This is a genomic window from Streptomyces luteosporeus, assembly GCF_039532865.1.
GTDB classification, from domain to species: domain Bacteria; phylum Actinomycetota; class Actinomycetes; order Streptomycetales; family Streptomycetaceae; genus Streptomyces; species Streptomyces luteosporeus.
This window is the reverse complement of the sequence record NZ_BAAASL010000004.1, coordinates 263,096-284,568: the sequence shown is the minus strand read 5'-3', so window position 1 is coordinate 284,568 and position 21,473 is coordinate 263,096. Positions and strand designations below refer to the sequence as shown.

Here is a 21,473-nt window from a genome sequence, read left to right as displayed (position 1 = left end):
AGCACGACGGACACCGCCGGCCCCTCGATGGTGTTCCACCCCCAGCCCAAGCCGGGCCTGCCCACCCCCTGGGCGTTCCCGGCCCCCGAGCGCGGGCAGCTGCCCAACGGCCTGACCGTGCTGCGCTGCCACCGCCCCGGGCAGCAGGTCATCGCCGTCGAGATCGTCCTGGACGTCCCGCTGGCCGCCGAGCCCGAGGGCCTGGACGGCGTCGCCACGATCATGGCCCGCGGCTTCTCCGAGGGCACGGACAAGCTCAGCGCCGAGGAGTTCGCCGCGGAGCTGGAGCGCTGTGGGGCCACCCTCGACGCCCACGCCGACCACCCGGGCGTACGGCTGTCCCTGGAGGTGCCGGCCTCCCGGCTGCCCAAGGCCCTCGGCCTGCTGGCCGACGCCCTGCGCGGCCCGGCCTTCCCCGACGGCGAGATCGAGCGCCTGGTGCGCAACCGCCTCGACGAGATCCCGCACGAGCTGGCCAACCCCGCCCGCCGGGCGGCCATGGCGCTGGCCGCCGAGCTGTTCCCGGCCGACGTCCGGATGTCCCGGCCGCGCCAGGGCAGCCAGGAGACGGTCGAGCGCATCGACGCCACCGCCGTGCGCGCCTTCTACGAGGCCCACGTGCGGCCCGCCGCGGCCACCGCCGTGGTCGTCGGCGACTTCACCGGCACCGACCTCGACCACGTCCTGCAGCAGTCGCTGGGCGCGTGGACGGGCGCGCCGGCGCAGCGGCGCGCCCCGCAGCCCGTCACCGCCGACGACACCGGCCGCGTCGTCATCGTCGACCGTCCCGGTGCGGTGCAGACCCAGCTGCTGATCGGACGCACCGGCTCCGACCGACACGACCGCATCTGGCCGGCCCAGGTGCTCGGCACGTACTGCCTCGGCGGCACCCTCACCTCGCGGCTGGACCGCGTCCTGCGCGAGGAGAAGGGCTACACCTACGGCGTGCGCTCCTTCGGGCAGGTGCTGCTGTCCTCGCCGGAGGGCACCGGCGTTTCCCTGCTCGCCATCAGCGGCTCCGTCGACACCCCCAACACCGGCCCCGCCCTCGAGGACCTGTGGACGGTGCTGCGCACGCTGGCCGCCGAGGGGCTGACGGACCAGGAGCGCGACGTCGCCGTGCAGAACCTGGTGGGCGTCGCCCCGCTGAAGTACGAGACGGCGGCCGCCGTCGCCGGCACGCTCGCCGACCAGGTCGAGCAGTTCTTGCCGGACGACTTCCAGGGGCACCTGTACGAACGCCTCGCGCTGACCGGCACGGTGGAGGCCACCGCCGCCGTCGTGAGCGCCTTCCCCGCGGACCGGCTGGTGACGGTGCTCGTCGGCGACGCGGCGCAGATCGCCGAGCCCGTGAAGGCGCTGGGCATCGGCCCGGTGACGGTGATCCCCGCCTGACGGAGCATCAGTTCGACTGAGGTGGCGCGTGGGTCCGAGGGGACCCACGCGCCACCTTTATGTCCACTTTCAGGCGGTGGTTGCGTGTTGGTCGTGTGGCGTACGTCATAAAAACCCACTTCTGTTTGCCGATCGAATCTGACGACGATTAGCGTCAGCTCGGCAGTCCGTCAGATCGGAGCCGCAAACCGCGGTCCCGGGCAGCCATCGCCGAGTCCCACGCGACCCCCAGGGCCGCAGGGAGCCGGGGACCCAAAGTCCCCTGGGGTGAATCGGTTCCCTTTCACGAGGGGACCGTAGGAGACCTTCCTGCTCCGAACCCGTCAGCTAACCCGGTAGGCGAGAAGGAAGGAAAGGATCAGCGACAGCCATGTCGTTCACCCGTCCCACCGGGAAGCACCGTCGTCCGAGCCGCGCCGTGCGCGTGGGCGCCAACGTCGCGGGCATCGCCACGCTGACCGCCGCCGGTGTGGTCGCCGGTGTCGCCGCCCCCGCCTTCGCCGCCTCCGACGACTCCCAGCGCCCCGAGGACACCGGCCTGAGCCAGGCCGTCGTCATCGGTGACGTCATGGCCGGCAACGTCGACGCCCAGGCCGAGACCCAGCGCGGCATCGCCGACGAGGCCAACGCCCGTCAGCAGGCCGAGGCCAACGCCAAGCGGCTGGCCGCCGAGGCCAAGCAGCGCGCCGAGGAGGCCCAGCGCAAGCTCGACGAGGAGCGCGCCGCCAAGGAGCGCGCCGCCCGCGACGCCGAGCGCAAGCGCCTGGGGACGTTCGTCAGCCCGATCGAGGGCTCCTACGTCTCCACCTCGTACAAGGCCTCCAGCAACCTGTGGTCCTCCGGCAGCCACACCGGCATCGACTTCCACGCCGAGACGGGCACCTCGGTGCGCGCGGTCGGCATGGGCACGATCGTCGAGGCCGGCTGGGGCGGCGCCTACGGCAACAACGTCGTGATCCAGATGGCCGACGGCACGTACACGCAGTACGGCCACCTGTCGTCCATCGACGTCTCCGTCGGCCAGTCGGTCACCCCGGGCCAGCAGATCGGCCTGTCGGGCGCCACCGGCAACGTCACCGGCCCGCACCTGCACTTCGAGGCCCGCACGGCCCCGACCTACGGCTCCGACATCGACCCGGTCGCCTACCTGGCCTCGCACGGCGTCAACGTCTGACGGCTCCCGCTTCCGCGCACGGCGCGAGCAAGGCCCCGGCCCCTGCGGCCGGGGCCTTCGTGCACCGTACCGGCTGGCCGAAAGGCGTCCGTGCGGCAGGAGGCACCATCGGAAATGCCCGGCCGGCTCGCATAGAGTCGCTGAACGGGCGTCAGACGACGGGGCACATCCGGAGGTACAGCGATGAGAGACCGTTCGTGAACGGCGACGGCGCCGGCACGGTGACCGTCCCCGGACCCGCCGGTGGCGGCGGAGGCCGGGACGGCGTCCGCCGGCTGTCCGCGCACGCCGTGTGCGCCGCCATCCGGGACGACATCGTCGCGGGCGTCCATCCGCCCGGCAGCAGGCTCGTCGAGGAACTCCTCGCCCGCCGCTACGGCGTCTCCCGCGTCCCCGTGCGCGAGGCCCTGCGCACCCTCGCCTCCGAGGGGTTCGTCACCACCCGCCGCCATGCGGGCGCCTGCGTGGCCGAGCCCAGCGAGCGCGAGGCCGCCGACCTGCTGGACGTCCGCGCCCTGCTGGAGCCGCTGGGGGCCGCGCGGGCCGCCCAGCGGCGCACCGAGGCGCACCTGAAGGTGCTGCGCGGGCTGGTCCGGCTGGGCCGCGACCGGGCCCGCGCGGACCGGGTGGGGGAGTTGTGCCGGCTCGGCGACTGGTTCGACGAGACCCTCGCCCAGGCCTCCGGCAGCCCGAGCCTCGCCGCGCTCCTCACCCAGCTGCGCCGCAAGATCGCCTGGGTGTACGTGCCGGTGCCGCCGGTGCGTCCGCTGGAGGCGTGGGAGACCTGCGGGGCGCTGGTGGACGCGGTGGCCCGCGGCGACGCCGAGCGGGCCCGGGAGCTCGCCACCCGCCGGGCCGGGCGCCCGCCCGGCGCGTTCCGGCTGCGGCCGGTGCGCGAGTCCGTGCAGAGCACGGGCGTCCCCTCCTAGGGCCCCGAAGGGGCGCGGGGAACTGCGCGACAAGCCACCAACGGCCTGCAGCCGACGTACCACCCCGGGACCTGCGGGCACGTCGTGGCCGATCGCGCCCGCGCGGCGGCAGCCGCACATCGACACTGCCCCGCGCCCCTTCGGGGCGCCATGGTGCCGCATGACGAAGGGGCCGCGGCGGCCGCGTGCGGGCCGCCGCGGCCCCGCCGCGGAAGGTCTTGGTCGGATCCGTGGATCAGACGGTCTCCGGGAGCTCCTCGAGCCCCTCGGCGACCAGCTTGGCCAGGCGGTCGAGCGCGGCCTCGGCACCCTCGGCCTCGGTGGCCAGGACGATCTCCTCGCCACCCTGGGCGCCCAGGCCCAGCACGGCGAGCATGGACGCGGCGTTGACGGGGTTGCCGTCCGCCTTGGCGATCGTCACGGGGACGCCGGCGGCGGTCGCCGCACGGACGAAGATCGACGCGGGCCGGGCGTGCAGGCCCTCGGCCCAGCCGACGTTGACGCGGCGCTCAACCATGGTGTTGCCCTTCGAGTCGACAGTGGTTGTCTAGACCATTGTGGCACGGGGGCCGCGGTGCCCCGGCCCGGCCGCCCGGCTGCGCCGTCCGGCCGGTGGACACGGGGCCGCCCGGCCCGGGCCGGCTGTCGGCGGGCGGCCTTACCCTGGCCCCATGCAGACGCCGCCCGAGCACGCGTACCCGGCCCACTGGGAGGCGGACGTCGTGCTGCGCGACGGCGGCATCGCCCAGATCCGCCCCATCGCGCCCGACGACGCGCAGCGCCTGGTGAGTTTCTACGAGCAGGTCTCGGACGAGTCCAAGTACTACCGCTTCTTCGCGCCCTACCCGCGCCTGTCCGACCGGGACGTGCACCGCTTCACCCACCACGACTACGTCGACCGGGTGGGCCTCGCGGCCACCGTCGCGGGGGAGTTCATCGCCACCGTCCGCTACGACCGCGTCGACGCCCGCGGCCTGCGCGCGGCCGCCCCCGCCGACGAGGCCGAGGTGGCCTTCCTCGTCCAGGACGCCCACCAGGGCCGCGGCGTGGCCTCCGCCCTCCTCGAACACATCGCGGCCGTCGCCCGCGAGCGCGCGATCCGCCGCTTCACGGCCGAGGTGCTGCCCGCCAACACCAAGATGATCAAGGTGTTCACGGACGCGGGCTACACCCAGAAACGCAGCTTCGAGGACGGCGTCGTCCGCCTCGAGCTCGACCTGGAGCCCACCGACGCCTCCCTCGCCGTCCAGCGCGCCCGCGAGCAGCGCGCCGAGGCCCGCTCCGTCCAGCGCCTGCTCGCCCCCCGCTCGATCGCCGTCGTCGGCGCCGGCCGCGAGGCCGGCGGCATGGGCCGTACCGTCCTGCGCAACGTGCTGGCCGGCGGCTTCGCCGGGCGCGTCCACGCCGTCAACCGCGCCTTCCCGCAGGAGCTCACCCGCCTCGAACCCGAGGGCGTCCCCGCCCACCGCTCCGTCGCAGGGATCACCGAGCCCGTCGACCTCGCCGTCGTCGCCGTGCCCGCCGCCCACGTGCCCGACGTCGTCGCCGACTGCGGCCGGCACGGCGTCCAGGGCCTGGTCGTCCTCTCCGCCGGGTACGCCGAGAGCGGCGCCGACGGGCGCCGGCGCCAGCGCGAGCTCGTCCGGCAGGCCCGCTCGTACGGCATGCGCGTCATCGGCCCCAACGCCCTCGGGCTGATCAACACCGCCCCCGGCGTCCGGCTCAACGCCTCCCTCGCCCCCGAGCTGCCGCCGCCCGGCCGGGTCGGGCTCTTCAGCCAGTCCGGCGCCATCGGCATCGCCCTGCTCTCCGAGCTGCACCGGCGCGCCGCCGGCCTCGCCGGCACCTCCACCTTCGTCTCCGCCGGCAACCGCGCCGACCTGTCCGGCAACGACCTCCTGCAGTACTGGCACGACGATCCCGACACCGACGTCGCCCTGATGTACCTGGAGTCCATCGGCAACCCCCGCAAGTTCACCCGCCTCGCCAAGCGCACCGCCGCCCGCAAACCGCTCGTCGTCGTCAAGGGCGCCCGGCACGGCGCCGCCGCGCCCGCCGGGCACGCCGTGCCCACCACCCGCATCCCCGACGCCACCGTCTCCGACCTGCTGCGCCAGGCCGGCGTCATCCGCGTCGACACGGTCACCGAGCTCGCCGACACCGGGCTGCTGCTCGCCGCCCAGCCCCTGCCCGCCGGGCCCCGCGTCGCCATCCTCGGCAACTCCGACTCCCTCACCCTGCTCACCTACGACGCCTGCCTGACGGCCGGCCTGCGCCCGCTGCTCCCGCGCGACCTCACCACGGCCGCCACACCCTCCGACTTCCGTACCGCCCTCGCCCAGGCCCTGGCCGACCGGGCGTGCGACGCGGTCCTCGTCACCGCCATCCCCTGGGTCGGCGACACCGCCCCCGCCGCCTCCGCGCCCGACCTCGCCGCCGCCCTGCGCGAGGCCGTGGCCGGCGCGCCGACGCCCAAGCCCGTGGCCGTCGTCCACCTGGAGATCCCCGGCCTCCCCGAGGCCCTCGCCGCCCCCGCCGGCGACGCCCCGCCCGGCGACGCCCCCGTGCCCGCCGTGCGCATCCCCGCCTACCCCGCGGCCGAGCGGGCCGTCGGCGCGCTGGCCGAGGCCGTGCGGTACGCGCGCTGGCGACGCGAGGTGGCCGCCGGAGGACGGGTGCCGGAGTTCGAGGACATCGACGAGGAAGGGGCCGCCGCCGACATCGCCGTGCTGCTCGCCGCCCACGGGGCCGGCGACCGGGCCGTCACCCTCTCCGCCGCCGACACCCAGCGGCTCCTCGCCCGCTACGGGATCGCCGTGCTGCCCGCGCTGCCGGCACCCGACGCCGACAGCGCCGTGCAGGCGGCCCGGCGCCTGGGATTCCCCGTGGCGCTCAAGCCCACCGCCCCCCACCTGCGGCACCGCGCCGACCTCGGCGGCGTACGGCTCGACCTCGGCGGCGAGAGCGAACTGCGCAGGGCGTACGCGGAATTGACCGAGCTGCTCGGCAGGCCCGCGGAGCTGCGCCTGGTCGTGCAGTCCATGGCGCCGCGCGGCGTCGACACCGTCGTCCGGGCGGTGATCGACCCCGCCGCCGGCGCCGTGCTCTCCTTCGGCCTGGCCGGCGCGCCCTCGCTGCTGCTCGGCGACACCGCCCACCGCCTCGTCCCGGTCACCGACCGCGACGCGGCCGATCTCATCCGCTCCGTGCGCACCGCGCCCCTGCTCTTCGGCTGGCGCGGCTCGGCCCCGGTGGACACCCCGGCCCTGGAGGAGCTGCTGCTGCGCCTGTCCCGGCTGGTGGACGACCACCCCGAGGTCGTGGGCGCCGACCTGGAGCCGGTGATCGTGGCCCAGCAGGGGGTGCACGTCCTGGGCGCCGCCATACGCCTGGCCGCGCCCCCGGCCCGCGGCGACCTCGGCCCCCGCAGTCTTCCCCGCTCCTGAGCCCGGCCGCGGGCCCCGCCCGGGCGCGGTCCGCAACCGGCCGCGGCCGGGGTTCGGCGACGGACGGGCCCCGTACGCCCCGTAGGATGGGAGCCATGGCGAAGACCGGTACGACCACCCAGGGGCTGCGCGCGGCGATCGAGCGCAGCGGCTACTACCCGGCTCTCGTGGCCGAGGCGGTGGAGGCCGCCGTGGGCGGGGAGCCGGTCGCGTCGTACCTGGTCCACCAGGAGACGACGTTCGACTCCAACGAGGTGCGCCGCCATGTGACCGTGCTGGTGCTCACCGACACCCGATTCATCGTCAGCCACACCGACGAGCAGGCCGCCGACGGCACCTCGCCCTCGCCGTACGCGACCACCTCCACCGAGTCCGTGAAGCTGGAGCGCATCTCCTCCGTCGTGCTCAGCCGCGTCGTCGCCAACCCCGAGGCGTACACCCCCGGCACCCTGCCGCGCGAGGTCGTCCTCACCATCGGCTGGGGCGCGGTCTCCCGCATCGACCTGGAGCCGGCCGCCTGCGGCGACCCGAACTGCGACGCCGACCACGGCTACACCGGCTCCTCCACGGCCGACGACCTCAGCCTGCGGGTGAGCGAGGCCGGCGACGGCCCCGACACCGTCCGCCAGACCCTGGACTTCGCCCAGGCGCTCTCCGAGGCCACGGTGGCCTCCGCGGCGACCGGCCGGTGATGGCCGGATCCACCCCGGGCCCCCTGGCCGCCGGCTCCGCCTGGCCCGAGCCGGCCCCGCTCGACCCCCGCGACGCCCCGCTGCCGCGCTACGGCACCGGCTCCCTCGCGGACCTGCTGCCCTCCGTCGCCGCGGGCCTGGGCGTGCCCGGGCTCACCTCCGGGCTGCACCTGGAGCCCGCCGACCGGGTCTGCGTCTTCCTCATCGACGGCCTGGGCTGGGAGCTGCTGCGCGACCACCCGGCCGAGGCGCCCTTCCTGCACTCGCTGCTGTCCACGTCCCTGAACGGCACCGGCGAGCCGATGACCGCGGGCTTCCCCTCCACCACGGCGACCTCGCTGGCCTCCGTGGGCACGGGCCTGCCGCCCGGCGCGCACGGCCTGCCCGGCTACACGGTGGCCGACCCGGCGACGGGGCAGCTGATGAACCAGCTGCGCTGGCGGCCGTGGACCGATCCGCACGCCTGGCAGCCGTACCCCACCGTCTTCCAGCTGGCGGACGCGGCCGGCATCGCCACCTGCCAGGTCTCCGCACCCGACTTCGAGCACACCCCGCTGACGCGGATCGCGCTCAGCGGCGGCACCTTCCACGGGCGGCTCTCCGGCGAGGAGCGGATGGACTTCGCGGCCGACCGGCTCGCGGCGGCCGACCGCGCGCTCGTCTACACGTATTACAGCGAGGTGGACGGCAAGGGCCACCGCTTCGGCGTGGACTCCGAGGAGTGGCGCGGCCAGCTGATGTACGTGGACCTGCTCGCCCGGCGCCTGGCCGAGCAGCTGCCGCCGCGCTCCGCGCTGTACGTGACCGCCGACCACGGCATGATCGACATCCCGTTCGACCCCGAGTCGCGGATCGACTTCGACCACGACTGGGAGCTGCGCGCCGGCGTCGCCCTGCTGGGCGGCGAGGCCCGGGCCCGCCACGTCTACGCCGTCCCCGGCGCGGCCGCCGACGTGCTGGCGGTGTGGCGCGAGGTGCTCGGCGAGCAGATGTGGGTGGCGGGACGCGACGAGGCGATCGAGGCCGGCTGGTTCGGGCCGCCCGGCGCGGGGGTCGACGACCGGGTGCACGCCCGCATCGGCGACGTGGTCGCGGCCGCCCGCGACGACATCGCCATCGTCGCCACCGAGACCGAGCCGAACGAGTCGACGATGGTCGGCCTGCACGGTTCGATGACGCCCGTCGAGCAGCTCGTGCCGCTGCTCGAAGTCCGCACCTGACCCGCCTCCGACCTGCGCGTCCCCCGCAAGCGCCCCTTCGATGGACCGACCGACGAAAGGCCCTGGCCTCCCCATGCCCGAGCTGGTGTTCTTCTCCGGAACGATGGACTGCGGAAAGAGCACCCTCGCTCTGCAGATCGAGCACAACCGCTCGGCACGCGGCCTGCAGGGCCTGATCTTCACCCGCAACGACCGCGCGGGCGAGGGCAAGCTCTCCTCGCGCCTGGGCCTGGTGACCGACTCGGTCGAGGCGGGGGAGGGGTTCGACTTCTACGCGCACGTCGTGGCCCACCTGTCCGCGGGCGGCCGGGCGGACTACGTCATCTGCGACGAGGCGCAGTTCCTCGCCCCCGAGCAGATAGACCAGCTGGCCCGGGTCGTCGACGACCTGGAGCTGGACGTCTTCGCCTTCGGCATCACCACCGACTTCCGCACCCGGCTCTTCCCCGGCTCCCAGCGCCTGGTGGAGCTGGCCGACCGCATCGAGGTGCTGCAGGTCGAGGCGCTGTGCTGGTGCGGGGCGCGCGCCACCCACAACGCCCGGACGATCGGCGGCCACATGGTCGTCGAGGGCGAGCAGATCGTGGTGGGAGACGTGGGCCAGCCCGAGACCGTGGTCGGGTACGAGGTGCTGTGCCGGCGCCACCACCGCCGCCGCCTGACGTCGGCCGCCGCCCGCGCGGCCGCCCTGTCGCCGGACGTGCTGCCGGTCGACCCCGACGCGTAACGCCTGTCCGCCCCGCAGGGGCGCGGGGAACTGCGCGACAAGTCACGACGCGTCCGCAGACAAAGTGCTGTGCTTCGCCCGGACCCCGGGGGTGGCGCGTTCGGCTGCGGGCCGTCGTGGCCGATCGCGCAGTTCCCCGCGCCCCTTACAGGGCGGAGGCGGGGCACAGCAGGGCGAACACCGCACCCTCGGGATCGGCGACCGTCGCCGTGTGCCCGGCCGGCGTGCGGTGCGGCGCGGTGACCACCCGGCCGCCCAGCTCGCCCACCCGCGCGGCCGCGGCATCCACGTCGGCCACCTCGAAGTACGTCAGCCAGTGCGGCTGGCGCAGTGCGGGCCCCGCGCCGGTGACCGAGGCCACGGGCCGGCCGTCCACGTGCAGCACGAGCTTGTCGGTCTGCGCGTCGCCGGCCGGCTTGGCCTCGTAGCCGAACAGTGCGCGGTAGAACTTCAGCATCGCCGACGCGTCGTGGGTGACCAGCTCGTGCCAGACCGGCCGGCCCGGGCCCGCCGGGCGGCCGGCCGGACGCGCGTCCCACAGCCGGCGTCCCTGCCACACCCCGAAGGAGGCCCCGGCCGGGTCCGAGGCGAGCACCAGCCGGCCGGCGTCCTCGGCGGCGAGCGGGCCCACGCCCAGCGTCCCGCCGGAGCAGTGCACCCACTCCGCGGAGGCGTCGGCGTCGTCGCTCGCCAGATAGGTGGTCCAGGCGTTGGCGTGTTGACGGTCCGGCGGCAGCTCGCCGATGCCGGCGACGTCGTGGCCGTCGAGCGCCGCCCGTACGTACGGGCCCAGTTGGCGCATGCCGGGGCTGTGGTAGGTCCAGCCGAACAGACTGCCGTAGAACTCCTTGATCGCTTCCAGGTCGTGCACCAGGAGACTGGTCCAGCACGGTGTGCCCGGCACCTGCCGCCCGGGTTCCGCCTCGCGGTGCTCGAAGGAGCCCCGTACATCGGTCATCGTCAGTTTCTCCTCGGACCGTCGTGGTGGCCGCGCTTCACGGTTCCCGCAGAGAATGCCCCAAAATCGCGGCCGGCTTCGGGCCCGCGGCGGCGCCGTCCAGTATCGATCAGCATCGCGCAGTTGGGCCAGGGGGCCGTTCGGCGCAACGGGGATACGCCAGGATGGGGGTATGGATCCCATCATCACCGTGACGGAATGGGCGAACGAGGCCGCCGGCGAACGGCCGCCCACGCTCCTGGACATCCGCTACCAGCTCGGCGGCCCGAACGGCCGTCCGGAGTACGAGGCCGGGCACCTGCCCGGCGCCGTGTACGTCGACCTCGACGCCGAGCTCGCCGCCCCGCCCGGGCCGAAGGGCCGTCATCCGCTGCCCGACGTGGAGCAGTTCGGCGCCGCGATGCGCCGGGCCGGGGTCCGCGCGGACCGGCCCGTCGTCGTCTACGACGGCGGCACCGGCTGGGCCGCGGCCCGCGCCTGGTGGCTGCTGCGCTGGGCCGGCCACCCCTCGGTACGGGTGCTCGACGGCGGGCTCGCCGCCTGGCGGGCCGAGGACCGGCCGCTGGAGAGCGGCGTACCGGAGGTGGCCGAGGGCGACTTCGTGCCCGCGCCCGGCGCGCTGCCGCTGCTGGACGCGGACGGCGCCGCCGCCCTGGCCCGGCGCGGACTGCTGCTGGACGCGCGCGCCGCGGAGCGCTACCGCGGCGAGGTGGAGCCCATTGATCCCGTCGCCGGCCACATCCCCGGCGCCGTCTCGGCCCCCACCACGGAAAACGTCACCGAGCAGGGCCTGTTGCGCCCGGCCGCCGAGCTGGCGGAGCGGTTCGCACGGCTGGGTGCGAAGGACGGCGTGGAGGTCGGGGTCTACTGCGGCTCCGGCGTCTCGGCCGCGCATGAGCTGCTGGCGCTGGCGGTCGTGGGCATCGACGCGGCCCTGTACGCCGGTTCGTGGAGCGAGTGGGTGGCCGACCCGGCCCGCCCGGTGGCCACGGGAGCCCAGCCGGGCTAGGCCGTGCCCGGCGGATCTTCGTTACGGGGCACCACGGTGCCCCGCAAGGGGCGCGGGGAACTGCGCGATCGGCCACCGACGGCCCGCAGCCGACGCACCATCCCGGGGTCCGGGCGAAGCCCGGCACTTTGTCTGCGGGCGCGTCGTGGCTTGTCGCGCAGTTCCCCGCGCCCCTACGGGGCGCCCGGTCAGTCCTGCTTCTTGCGGCGGGTGCCGAAGACGATCTCGTCCCAGCTCGGCACCGCCGCACGCCGGCCGGGGCGGACGCCGTCCGCCTCGGCCTGGCGGTCCGTGGTGCCGACCAGGCGCTCGCGGTGCCCGGCGACCGACCGCGGCATGAGCACGTCCGCGTACGCCGAGCCGGCGCTGGCGGCCGGCGCGGGCGGCTCGGCGATCTCCGCCTCGTCCTCCCGCGGGGACTCCGCGGGGGCCGGGGGCGCCTCGGGCACCACCATGTCGCCGCGGAAGCTGGGCACCGCTTCCAGCAGGCTGGTCAGGGAGTCCCGCTCCTTGACCGGCTCCTCCGCGGCCTCGCCGGAGGGTGCCTCCGGCTCCGTCGCGGGGGCCGGCACCTGCCGGTCCCGGTCCAGGCCCCGCTCGCGCGGCAGGCGGGCGATGCGCGGGACGAACGGGAAGCTCGGCTCGGGCGCGTCGTCGGTCTCACCGATGAGCGCGCGGGCCTCGTCGTCCAGCGCCTGAACGATCCGGCGCGGCGGGTCGTACGTCCAGCTCGCCGCGCGCGGCTCGCCCGCGGCGCGGTAGACGAGCAGCACCTCCCAGGTGCCGTCGTCGCGGCGCCAGGAGTCCCACTGGGCGGTGTCCTTGTCGGCGCCGCGCAGCACGAGCCGCTCGGCGACGGCCTCGCCCAGCGGCGGGCCGCCGGCGCTCTCGCCGGGACGGCGCACGGGAGTCTTGCGGGCGCGCTCGGCCATGAACGCGCGCTCGGCCAGGACCGGGCCCTCGAAGCGCCGCACCCGCTCGACGGGGATGCCCGCGAGCTGGGCGACCTCCTCGGCGGAGGCGCCGGCCCGGATGCGGGCCTGGATGTCGCGCGGCCGCAGGTGGCTCTCGACCTCGATCTCGATCTGGCCCAGCCGTGCACGGTCGTTGCGTACGGCGGCGCGCAGCCGCTCGTCGATCGGCAGCGTGTACTCCGTGCTGTCTGCCGCCTTGAGCACCAGCCGTGTGCCGTCGTTGGAGACTGCCACGACACGCAGTTCGGGCATGGGGACCTCCCGGGTGGTGCCTGCCGACGTCACCTGCGTCGCTGCTTCCGCTAGTCGAGTGTGGCCTGCCCGGGTAGCAGCCTGCCACAACCTTGCCGAGTTGACGGGGCCAGAGCCGCCCGGGCCCCTCCCGTCCGTTCCGTCCGTTCCGTTCGGATCCGGGCGACCGGACGGGATATTGGGGCCAGGGCTCGTCACAGTACTCCATTCGGGCCACTGGGGGTGGATCGGCGCGCCAGCGAAGTTCACCCGCGTCAGGGGAGTTGGAGCGCACCCCTCGGCCGGTAGCCCTTCCCACGGGTGGTGTGGTTCACACAATCGCCGGATCCGGAACTGTTCGTTAGGCTCGAATGTCTCTTCGCACTACAAGAGGGACGGAACGCACCGACAGAGGCTGGAGATGGACGAAAAACCCGAAAGCGAGGAAAAAGCCAAGGTCAAGCGTGTGGACCTGAGCGTCGCACAGGTGGCCGGAAGTGCCCTCGCGGCCGTGATCGCCGCCCTGCTGGCCGGCAAGCTCGGGGTCTACGGGACCGTCGCCGGTGCCGGTGTCGTCAGCATCGTGGCCACCACGGGTGGCACGCTCTTTCACCACTTGTTCAGACGTACGGGCGAGCAGTTGCGCGACGCGACCGGCGCCCAGTCCGCCGCCAAGCTGCGCAAGGTCCCCGTCGGCGCGGCCGGCCGGGCCGTGGACCGGGCGCGTCGGGCACGGCCCGGGGCGCACGCCGGTGCGTACCCCGGCGCGCACGAACGAGCGCGCTTCGACGACTCGCCGACTGCGTTCGAAGGGTTCTCCGACGCGTATTCCCCGGGCACCGTCCACGGCACCCGGCTGCGCGGCTGGAAGCGCTCCCTGCTGGCCGCCGGCGCCGTCTTCGTCCTGGCCATGGGCACCGTGACCGCGGTGGAGCTGGCCTCCGGTTCCAGCGCGGACGGCGACAAGGGCGGCACCACCGTCAGCCGCCTCTTCCGCCCGGACAGCGGCGGCGGCCAGGACGAGCAGCACGGCCCCTCCCACGACCGCACCCCGGACGGGACCACCGCGCCCGGCGACGAGGACGACAGCGGCTCCACCCCGTCCCCCGGCGCGTCGCAGCCCGGCGACGGCACGGGCAAGCAGTCGCCCGGGCCCTCGCAGTCCCCCTCCGGCGGCGGCAAGCCCACCCCGACGCCCGGCCCCAGCACCTCCCCGGACAGCGGCAAGGGCGACGACGGCAAGGGCGGGGGACAGGGCACCGGCCAGTCGTCCTCGCCGCAGCCGGGACAGAGCCCGAGCGGCCAGGCGGGGCAGAGCGGTCAGAACGCGGCGGCCGCCGGCGGCACGGGCACGGGCCCGTCCGCCAACGCCGCCTCCTGACCCGCGGCCCGGCTCACTCGCCCAGGACGCGCCGCAGGTAGTCGTTGCCGAAGACGCGGTCCGGGTCCAGCCGGTCCCGGACCGCCGTGAACTCCTTGAAGCGCGGATACAGCGCCGCCAGGTGACCGGCGTCGCGGGTGTGCAGCTTCCCCCAGTGCGGACGGCCCCCGTGCGCGGTCATGATGCGCTCGGCGGCGCTGAAATAGGCGCGGTACGGCGTGCCGCGGTACATGTGCACCGCGAGGTACGCCGTCTCGCGCCCCTGTGCCGTCGACAGCGGGACGTCGTCGGCCGGGGCGGTGCGCACCTCCACCGGGAAGCTCACCCGCAGCCGCATCCGTTCGATCATCGCCTCCAGCTCGCTCAGCGCCTCCATCGCGGCCTGCCGCGGCAGCGCGTACTCCATCTCCACGAAGCGCACCCGGCGGGGACTGGTGAAGACCTTGTACGGCACGTCGGTGTACGTACGTGCCGACAGGGCGCGGCCGGCGAGCGCGGCGATGCCCGGCACGGTGGCGGGCACGGTGCGGCCGAGCGCGCAGGCGGCACGGAAGACGCCGTTGGACAGCAGTTCGTCCTGCACCCAGCCGGCGGCGCGGCCCAGGGGAGCCGGGGGACCGGCGGCACGGTTGTTGCGCTTGGTGATGCAGCTTGTCGTGTGGGGGAACCAGTAGAACTCGAAGTGCTCGTTCTCCTCGACCAGCGCCTCGAAGTCCTCCCGCACCGCGTCCAGTGGCATCGGCTCCTCGCGGGCGGTGAGCAGGAACTCCGGCTCCACGGCGAAGGTCACCGCCGTGATGACGCCCAGGGCCCCGAGCCCCAGCCGGGCAGCGGCGAAGATCTCAGCGTTCTCCTCCGGGCCGCAGGTGAGCACCGAGCCGTCGGCCGTCACCAGCTCCAGGCCCCGGACCTGGGCCGCAAGCGACGCCGAGGCGCGGCCCGTGCCGTGGGTGCCGGTACTGATCGCCCCCGAGACGGTCTGCTCCATGATGTCGCCCATGTTCGTCAGCGACAGGCCGCGGGCGGACAGCGCCCGGTTCAGCTGCCGCAGCGTCGTCCCCGCGGCGACCGTGACCGTGCCCGCCGCCCTGTCCCGGCCCAGGACGCCGGTCAGCCGCTGCGGCTGCACCAGCAGGCCGTCGGTGGCGGCCGCGGCGGTGAAGGAGTGTCCGCTGCCGACCGCCTTGACCTTCAGGCCGTCCGCGGCGGCCCGCGCGACGGCCTCGGCGAGCTCCTGCGCCGAGGCCGGGGCCAGCGTCCGGGCCGGCCGGGCGGTGACGGTGCCCGCCCAGTTGCGCCACGCGCCGCCGCGCAGCCCGCGCCCGGTCGTGCGCCCGGTCGTGCGTCCGTCCGTGCTTCCGGCGGTACCGGATGACGTGTTACGAGATGAGCTGCTGTTCGTCGTCGCCCGCATCGGCGCGTACCCCCACCCGCTCAGGCGCCGGCCGCAGCCGGCGGTATCCGAGGAACGCGCCGACGGCCGCGAGCAGCCCCGCCGCGCCGGGCACCGCGTACCCCGCCCGCGCCCCGAACCCGTCGACCACCCAGCCGGCGGCCGACGACCCCAGCGCCACCCCGACCGCGAGGCCCGTGCTCGTCCAGGTCATGCCCTCGGTCAGCTTCGCGCGCGGTACGTGCTGCTCGACGAGGGCCATCGTCGTCACCATCGTCGGCGCGATGGCCAGGCCCGCGACGAAGAGCGCCACGGCCAGGACCGGCAGGTTCCCGACCAGTTGGAGGGGGATCATACTCACGGCCATCGCACACACGCCCACGACCCAGCGTCGGGCCGCGTCGCCCTTCAGGTGCAGCAGACCGAAGACCAGGCCCGCGATGCCCGAGCCGAGCGCATAGACGGCCAGCGGCAGACTCGCGGCCGACTTGTGGCCCTGGTCCTCGGCGAAGGCCACGGTGACCACCTCGATCGCGCCGAAGAGGGCGCCGGTGGCCACGAACACGGCCACCAGTACTTGCAGACCGCGGGAGGCGAGGGCCGAGCCGCCGGAGTGGTCGGTGCGCGGGTGCGGCCGCGGCTCGGTGGCGCGCTGCGCGGTCAGCCAGAAGACACCGACCGCCAGGAAGCAGGCGGCCAGCAGCGGGCCCGCCTCCGGGAACCACGACGAGGACAGGCCGACCGACAGGATCGGCCCGAGGATGAAGACCACCTCGTCGATGACGGACTCCGCCGCGTAGGCGGTGTGCAGGTCCCGCGGGGAGCCCGAATAGATCGCCGCCCACCGGGCCCGCACCATCGACCCGATGCTGGGCACGCAGCCGGCGCCGGCGGAGAAGACGAACAGGGTCCAGTCGGGCCAGCGCTGATGCGCGCTCACCAGCAGCCCGGCCAGCGCCAGGAGCGAGACCACGGTCGCCGGGCGCAGCACCCTGCTCTGCCCGTGCCGGTCCACCATGCGCGATATCTGCGGGCCGACGACCGCGGCCGACAGGGCGATCGTGGCGGATATCGCCCCCGCCAGGCCGTAGCGGCCCGTGATCGCGGAGATCATCGTCACCACGCCGATGCCGGTCATCGACAGCGGCAGCCGGCCTATGAAGCCGGCCGCCGCGAACCCCTTGGTGCCGGGGGCGGCGAAGATCGCGCGGTAGGGACTGGGCAAGGACGGCTCCCTGAAGAACGGGGCGAGCGGCGGGGCGAGGGCGCCGTAAGGAACGTTCGTGGCCGATACAGCTTACGGCCGCACCGCCCGACGGCGTAGGGAATTTCCGGCTGTCAGTGCAGGGTGGCAGGATCGGGGCCATGCCGGACCTGTCAGATCAGCCAGCCCACGCTCCGTACGACGCCCTGCTGTTGCTCTCCTTCGGCGGGCCCGAGGGGCCGGAGGATGTCGTTCCGTTCCTGGAGAACGTCACTCGTGGCCGGGGCATCCCGCGCGAGCGGCTCCAAGAGGTCGGGCAGCACTACTTCCTCTTCGGCGGCGTCAGCCCGATCAACGAGCAGAACCGCGAGCTGTTGCGCGCCCTCCAGCAGGACTTCTCCGCGCACGGCATGGACCTGCCCGTCTACTGGGGCAACCGCAACTGGGCGCCGTACCTGACCGACACCCTGCGCCGGATCGTCGCCGACGGGCACCGCCGCGTGCTCACCCTGGCCACCAGCGCCTACGCCTCCTACTCCGGCTGCCGGCAGTACCGCGAGAACATCGCCGACGCCCTCGCCGCTCTCGAAGCCGAGGGCCTGCCGCTGCCCCGCGTGGACAAGCTGCGCCACTACTTCAACCACCCCGGCTTCGTGCAGCCCATGGTCGACGCCACCCTCGCCGCGCTCGAACAGCTGCCGAAGGACGTCCGCGACGGCGCCCACCTGGCCTTCACCACCCACTCCATCCCCACCGCCGCCGCGGACACCTCCGGCCCCGCACCGGCGCACGGCGACGGCGGCGCCTACGTCGCCGAGCACCTGGACGTCGCCCGCACGATCGTGCGGGCGGTGCAGGAGGAGACCGGCGTCGAGCGGCCCTGGCAGCTGGTCTACCAGTCGCGCAGCGGCGCCCCGCACATCCCGTGGCTGGAGCCGGACATCTGCGACCACCTCGAAAGCCTGCACGCAGCGGGCGCGCCCGCCGTCGTGATGGTCCCCATCGGCTTCGTCTCGGACCACATGGAGGTCAAGTACGACCTCGACACCGAGGCCACCGCCAAGGCCGCCGAGCTCGGCCTGCCCGTCGCCCGCGCCGCCACCGTCGGCGCCGACGCGCGCTTCGCCGCCGCCGTGCGCGAGCTGGTCCTGGAGCGCGCCGCCACCGAGCGCGGCGAGCGGCCCGAGCGCTGCGCCCTGGGCGCGCTCGGCCCGTCCCACGACGTCTGCCCCGTCGGCTGCTGCCCGGCCCGCGCCCCCCGGCCCGCCGCCGCGGGCGCCGACAGCCCGTACGCGTAAGGAGCCCCGCTTCCGTGACCGACACCCCCCTCACCGACGAACTGCTCGCCGTGGCCCTGCAGGCCGCCGAGCGCGCCGGAACGCTCCTGCAGCAGGGCCGCCCCGCCGACCTCGGCGTGGCCGCCACCAAGTCCAGCGCCGTCGACGTCGTCACCGAGATGGACATCGCCGCCGAGAAGCTCATCACCGGCTTCCTCGCCGAGCACCGGCCGCACGACGGCCTGCTGGGGGAGGAGGGCGCGAGCACCCCGGGCACCAGCGGCGTGCGCTGGGTCGTCGACCCGCTCGACGGCACCGTCAACTACCTCTACGGCCTGCCGTCCTGGGCGGTGTCGATCGCCGCCGAGCTGGACGGCGAGGCGGTCGTGGGCGTCGTGGCCGCCCCCCTGCGCGGCGAGACCTACCACGCCGTGCGCGGAGGCGGCGCGTGGCTGGGCGAGCGCCGGCTGCGGTGCCGGCCCGCGCCGCCCTTCGGGCAGGCGCTCATCGCCACCGGCTTCGGCTACCTCACGGCCCGCCGCGCCGCCCAGGCGGAGGTCGTGCGCGCCCTGCTCCCCGAGGTCCGCGACATCCGGCGGGCCGGGGCCGCGGCGATCGACCTGTGCGACGTGGCCTGCGGCCGGCTCGACGGCTACTACGAGCGCGGGCTCAATCCCTGGGACCTCGCGGCGGGCGCCCTCATCGCCCGCGAGGCCGGCGCACTCACCGGCGGCCGCCCCGGCGAGCCGGCCTCCGGCGAGCTCGCGGTGGCGGCGCCCCAGGGCCTGTTCGAGCCCCTCCAGGCACGCCTGGAGGCCCTGGGCGCCTGGCACGACTAGCGCCCCGAGGGGCGCGTGCAGTGTCGATCTGCGGCTGCTGTTGCGTGGGCGTGATCGGCCACCGGCGGCCCGCGTGCGGCACTTCGTCTGCGGGCGCGTCGTGGCTTGTCGCGCAGTTCCCCGCGCCCCTACGGGGCATAGCGGTGCCCCGCACCCTTTCGGGTGCGGGGCACCGTCGTGCTCCGGCGTTAAGCCGGACTTACGTGGACGCCGTGTTCGGCGGCCAGTCGGTGGAGCTCGTCGAGCTCCGCCTGTTCGACGTCGGCGAGGTAGTCGTCGCCCGTGCGCAGGGCGTGGTCCAGGCCGGACCGGGTGCTCTCTATGCGCTGCAGGATGCCAGCGGTGAACGCGTCCATGGAACTGCGCCCCCTCGTCGTGGATGGGCGGCACGGGGGTGTGCCACGGCGATGAACGATCACGTACGGGGTACCCGCGTACGCGGATGCGTACGACGAAGCGTGATCGCGGGTGTGCAGACGTCTTCCCCATCCCCGCCGGGGCGGAAACATCGCATCCGGTCGACTCTTACAGCCGGTTTACCGACGTCCGAGGCAGGATGGAGGCACACCCTGACGAAACACATCCTTGGATGAGAAGGAAAGGATCAGCGCCGTGCGCGTACTCGTCGTCGAGGACGAGCAGCTGCTCGCAGACGCCGTTGCCACCGGACTGCGCCGGGAGGCCATGGCCGTCGACGTCGTGTACGACGGGGCCGCCGCCCTGGAGCGCGTCGCCGTCAACGACTACGACGTGATCGTCCTGGACCGCGACCTGCCGCTCGTCCACGGTGACGACGTCTGCCGCAAGGTCGTGGAGCTCGGCATCCCCACCCGCGTGCTGATGCTGACCGCCTCCGGCGACGTCAGCGACCGCGTGGCCGGCCTGGAGCTGGGCGCGGACGACTACCTGCCCAAGCCCTTCGCCTTCAGCGAGCTGACCGCCCGCGTCCGGGCGCTCGGCCGGCGCACCACCGTCGCCCTGCCGCCCGTCCTGGAGCGGGCCGGCATCAAGCTCGACCCCAACCGCCGCGAGGTCTTCCGCGACGGCCGCGAGGTGCAGCTGGCACCCAAGGAATTCGCGGTGCTGGAGGTCCTCATGCGCAGCGAGGGGGCCGTGGTCTCGGCCGAGCAGCTGCTGGAGAAGGCCTGGGACGAGAACACCGACCCCTTCACCAACGTCGTCCGCGTCACCGTCATGACGCTGCGCCGCAAGCTCGGCGAGCCCCCGGTGATCGTCACCGTGCCGGGCTCCGGATACCGGATCTGATCGGCCATGTCCTCCGCCACCCCACCGCCGGCTTCCGCGCCCCCGGCGACGCCCCCCAAGCCGACCTGGGACCCCCGCCAGCCGGTCGTCCGCCCCTTCCCCTGGCTGCGCCCCACCATCCGCATACGCCTCACCCTGCTGTACGGCGGGATGTTCCTGATGGCGGGCGTGCTGCTGCTGACGATCATCTACCTGCTGGCGGCCAACGCGCTCAGCGTCGGCAGCGAGCCGCTGATCAAGCTGGTGGACGGCAGCAAGGTGCAGGTCCCCGGCAACTCGTGTCCCGCGCTCAAGAGCCCGGGGCTGACCGCCGACCAGGCCAACAGCATCCTCGCCAGCTGCATGCGCGATCAGCGCGCCGTGGCCCTGGAGTCGCTGCTGCGCCGCTCGCTGCTGGCCCTCCTCGGGCTGGCCGTGATCGCCTTCGCGTTCGGCTACGCCATGGCCGGCCGGGTGCTCTCGCCGCTGGGCAAGATCACCCGCACCGCGCGCCGCGTGGCCGGCACCGACCTGTCCCGGCGCATCGAGCTCGGCGGGCCGGACGACGAGCTCAAGGAGCTTTCGGACACCTTCGACGAGATGCTCGACCGCCTGGAGCGGGCCTTCACCGCGCAGCAGCGCTTCGTGGCCAACGCCTCGCACGAGCTGCGCACACCCCTGGCGATCAACCGCACGCTGCTCGAAGTGCACCTGTCGGATCCCGGCGCCTCACCGGAGCTGCAGCAGCTGGGCAAGACGCTGCTGGCCACCAACGAGCGCAGCGAGCAGCTCGTCGAGGGCCTGCTGCTGCTCGCCCGCAGCGACAACGAGATCGTCGACCGCAAGCCGGTGGACCTGGCCGAGGTGGCCTCCCAGGCCCTGGACCAGGTGCGCAGCGAGGCCCAGACCAGGGGCGTGGAGCTGCGGGGCACCCGCCAGCCCGCGGTCGTCCAGGGCAACGGCGTGCTGCTGGAGCGCATTGCGCTGAACCTCGTGCAGAACGCGGTGCGCTACAACACCCCGGACGGCTGGGTGGAGGTCACCACGCAGGCCCAGCCCGGCCAGTCGGTGCTGGTCGTGGAGAACACCGGGCCGGTCGTGCCGGCGTACGAGGTGGACAACATCTTCGAGCCCTTCCGCCGGCTGCGCACCGAGCGCACGGGCAGCGACAAGGGTGTGGGCCTGGGCCTGTCCATCGTCCGCTCGGTCGCCCGGGCGCACGGCGGGCGGATCACGGCCGAGCCGCGCGAGGGCGGCGGCCTGATCATGAGGGTCGTGCTGCCCACGTGAGGACACCGGGCGCGAAGCCTGGGACAATGTCCTCGCCGGGTTCGCTTTGGGCGGAAAGTTCCGCTTCCGGCGGCACCTCGGTCGTGTGT

Annotated in this window: 19 protein-coding genes and 1 riboswitch; of the genes, 13 read left to right on the top strand and 6 right to left on the bottom strand. The window is 74.5% G+C overall.

The genetic code is table 11. The features are described from left to right. The first annotated feature begins 27 nt into the window (after positions 1-27). The 3 genes from ABD361_RS06910 to ABD361_RS06900 all read left to right on the top strand — a co-directional run bounded on the left by ABD361_RS06910 (position 28) and on the right by ABD361_RS06900 (position 3,498). Entirely contained in the window at positions 28-1,395 is a 1,368-nt protein-coding gene (locus tag ABD361_RS06910) for a M16 family metallopeptidase (RefSeq protein ID WP_344433976.1), read from the top strand. 198 nt (positions 1,396-1,593) lie between these two features. Beyond that, positions 1,594-1,751: riboswitch (cyclic di-AMP (ydaO/yuaA leader) on the top strand. Between the two features lie 14 nt (positions 1,752-1,765). After that, the gene (locus tag ABD361_RS06905) at positions 1,766-2,569 is read left to right on the top strand and encodes a M23 family metallopeptidase (protein ID WP_344433887.1); all 804 of its coding nucleotides are present in this window, start codon (positions 1,766-1,768) and stop codon (positions 2,567-2,569) included. A 221-nt stretch (positions 2,570-2,790) separates the two neighbouring features. After that, positions 2,791-3,498, top strand: a complete 708-nt coding sequence (locus ABD361_RS06900; protein ID WP_344433975.1) for a GntR family transcriptional regulator — start codon at positions 2,791-2,793, stop codon at positions 3,496-3,498. Between the two features lie 235 nt (positions 3,499-3,733). On the opposite strand, the gene ABD361_RS06895 is transcribed toward ABD361_RS06900, so the two are convergent. Then, positions 3,734-4,015, bottom strand: coding sequence for an HPr family phosphocarrier protein (locus tag ABD361_RS06895; RefSeq protein ID WP_225660929.1), 282 nt, complete (start codon positions 4,013-4,015; stop codon positions 3,734-3,736). 154 nt (positions 4,016-4,169) lie between these two features. Here ABD361_RS06895 and ABD361_RS06890 point away from each other — a divergent pair, with 154 nt between their 5' ends. The 4 genes from ABD361_RS06890 to ABD361_RS06875 all read left to right on the top strand — a co-directional run bounded on the left by ABD361_RS06890 (position 4,170) and on the right by ABD361_RS06875 (position 9,583). Next, entirely contained in the window at positions 4,170-6,944 is a 2,775-nt protein-coding gene (locus tag ABD361_RS06890) for a bifunctional acetate--CoA ligase family protein/GNAT family N-acetyltransferase (protein WP_344433884.1), read from the top strand. 95 nt (positions 6,945-7,039) lie between these two features. Continuing rightward, positions 7,040-7,636 carry a DUF5998 family protein gene (locus ABD361_RS06885; RefSeq protein ID WP_344433883.1) on the top strand — a complete coding sequence of 199 codons (597 nt, stop codon included), beginning with the start codon at positions 7,040-7,042 and terminating at the stop codon, positions 7,634-7,636. Then, complete coding sequence (locus tag ABD361_RS06880) at positions 7,636-8,856, top strand: alkaline phosphatase family protein (protein WP_344433882.1); 1,221 nt, start codon at positions 7,636-7,638, stop codon at positions 8,854-8,856. The genes ABD361_RS06885 and ABD361_RS06880 overlap by 1 nt, the downstream gene beginning before the upstream one ends. Positions 8,857-8,929: 73 nt before the next feature. Next, positions 8,930-9,583, top strand: a complete 654-nt coding sequence (locus tag ABD361_RS06875) for a thymidine kinase (RefSeq protein WP_344433881.1) — start codon at positions 8,930-8,932, stop codon at positions 9,581-9,583. 145 nt (positions 9,584-9,728) lie between these two features. On the opposite strand, the gene ABD361_RS06870 is transcribed toward ABD361_RS06875, so the two are convergent. Then, on the bottom strand, positions 9,729-10,541 hold the full coding sequence (locus ABD361_RS06870) for a VOC family protein (protein WP_344433880.1): 813 nt from the start codon (positions 10,539-10,541) through the stop codon (positions 9,729-9,731). Positions 10,542-10,713: 172 nt separating this feature from the next. Here ABD361_RS06870 and ABD361_RS06865 point away from each other — a divergent pair, with 172 nt between their 5' ends. After that, positions 10,714-11,550, top strand: a complete 837-nt coding sequence (locus tag ABD361_RS06865) for a sulfurtransferase (RefSeq protein ID WP_344433879.1) — start codon at positions 10,714-10,716, stop codon at positions 11,548-11,550. 188 nt (positions 11,551-11,738) lie between these two features. On the opposite strand, the gene sepH is transcribed toward ABD361_RS06865, so the two are convergent. Then, positions 11,739-12,809 carry a septation protein SepH gene (sepH, locus tag ABD361_RS06860; protein ID WP_344433878.1) on the bottom strand — a complete coding sequence of 357 codons (1,071 nt, stop codon included), beginning with the start codon at positions 12,807-12,809 and terminating at the stop codon, positions 11,739-11,741. 367 nt (positions 12,810-13,176) lie between these two features. Between sepH and ABD361_RS06855 the strand changes: the two genes are divergently transcribed. After that, entirely contained in the window at positions 13,177-14,136 is a 960-nt protein-coding gene (locus ABD361_RS06855; RefSeq protein WP_344433877.1) for a hypothetical protein, read from the top strand. Positions 14,137-14,149: 13 nt separating this feature from the next. Here ABD361_RS06855 and ABD361_RS06850 read toward each other — a convergent pair whose 3' ends face one another. Both ABD361_RS06850 and ABD361_RS06845 read right to left on the bottom strand, forming a co-directional pair. Beyond that, positions 14,150-15,550, bottom strand: coding sequence for a D-arabinono-1,4-lactone oxidase (locus ABD361_RS06850; protein ID WP_344433876.1), 1,401 nt, complete (start codon positions 15,548-15,550; stop codon positions 14,150-14,152). Continuing rightward, positions 15,516-16,754 (bottom strand): MFS transporter, encoded by a 1,239-nt coding sequence (locus ABD361_RS06845; protein WP_344433874.1) that lies wholly within the window; start codon positions 16,752-16,754, stop codon positions 15,516-15,518. The genes ABD361_RS06850 and ABD361_RS06845 overlap by 35 nt, the downstream gene beginning before the upstream one ends. Before the next feature lie 140 nt (positions 16,755-16,894). On the opposite strand from ABD361_RS06845, the gene ABD361_RS06840 reads away from it, so the two are divergent. After that, positions 16,895-18,031 (top strand): ferrochelatase, encoded by a 1,137-nt coding sequence (locus ABD361_RS06840; protein ID WP_344433873.1) that lies wholly within the window; start codon positions 16,895-16,897, stop codon positions 18,029-18,031. Positions 18,032-18,045: 14 nt separating this feature from the next. Continuing rightward, positions 18,046-18,849, top strand: coding sequence for an inositol monophosphatase family protein (locus ABD361_RS06835; RefSeq protein WP_344433872.1), 804 nt, complete (start codon positions 18,046-18,048; stop codon positions 18,847-18,849). A 188-nt stretch (positions 18,850-19,037) separates the two neighbouring features. Here ABD361_RS06835 and ABD361_RS06830 read toward each other — a convergent pair whose 3' ends face one another. Further along, positions 19,038-19,205, bottom strand: coding sequence for a hypothetical protein (locus tag ABD361_RS06830; protein WP_344433871.1), 168 nt, complete (start codon positions 19,203-19,205; stop codon positions 19,038-19,040). 256 nt (positions 19,206-19,461) lie between these two features. On the opposite strand from ABD361_RS06830, the gene ABD361_RS06825 reads away from it, so the two are divergent. Together ABD361_RS06825 and ABD361_RS06820 are read left to right on the top strand one after the other, a co-directional pair. Beyond that, positions 19,462-20,115, top strand: coding sequence for a response regulator transcription factor (locus tag ABD361_RS06825; protein WP_189449229.1), 654 nt, complete (start codon positions 19,462-19,464; stop codon positions 20,113-20,115). A gap of 6 nt (positions 20,116-20,121) precedes the next feature. Continuing rightward, positions 20,122-21,384: a sensor histidine kinase gene (locus tag ABD361_RS06820; protein WP_344433869.1), complete on the top strand. Its 1,263-nt coding sequence runs from the start codon at positions 20,122-20,124 to the stop codon at positions 21,382-21,384. The last annotated feature ends 89 nt before the right edge of the window (positions 21,385-21,473 follow it).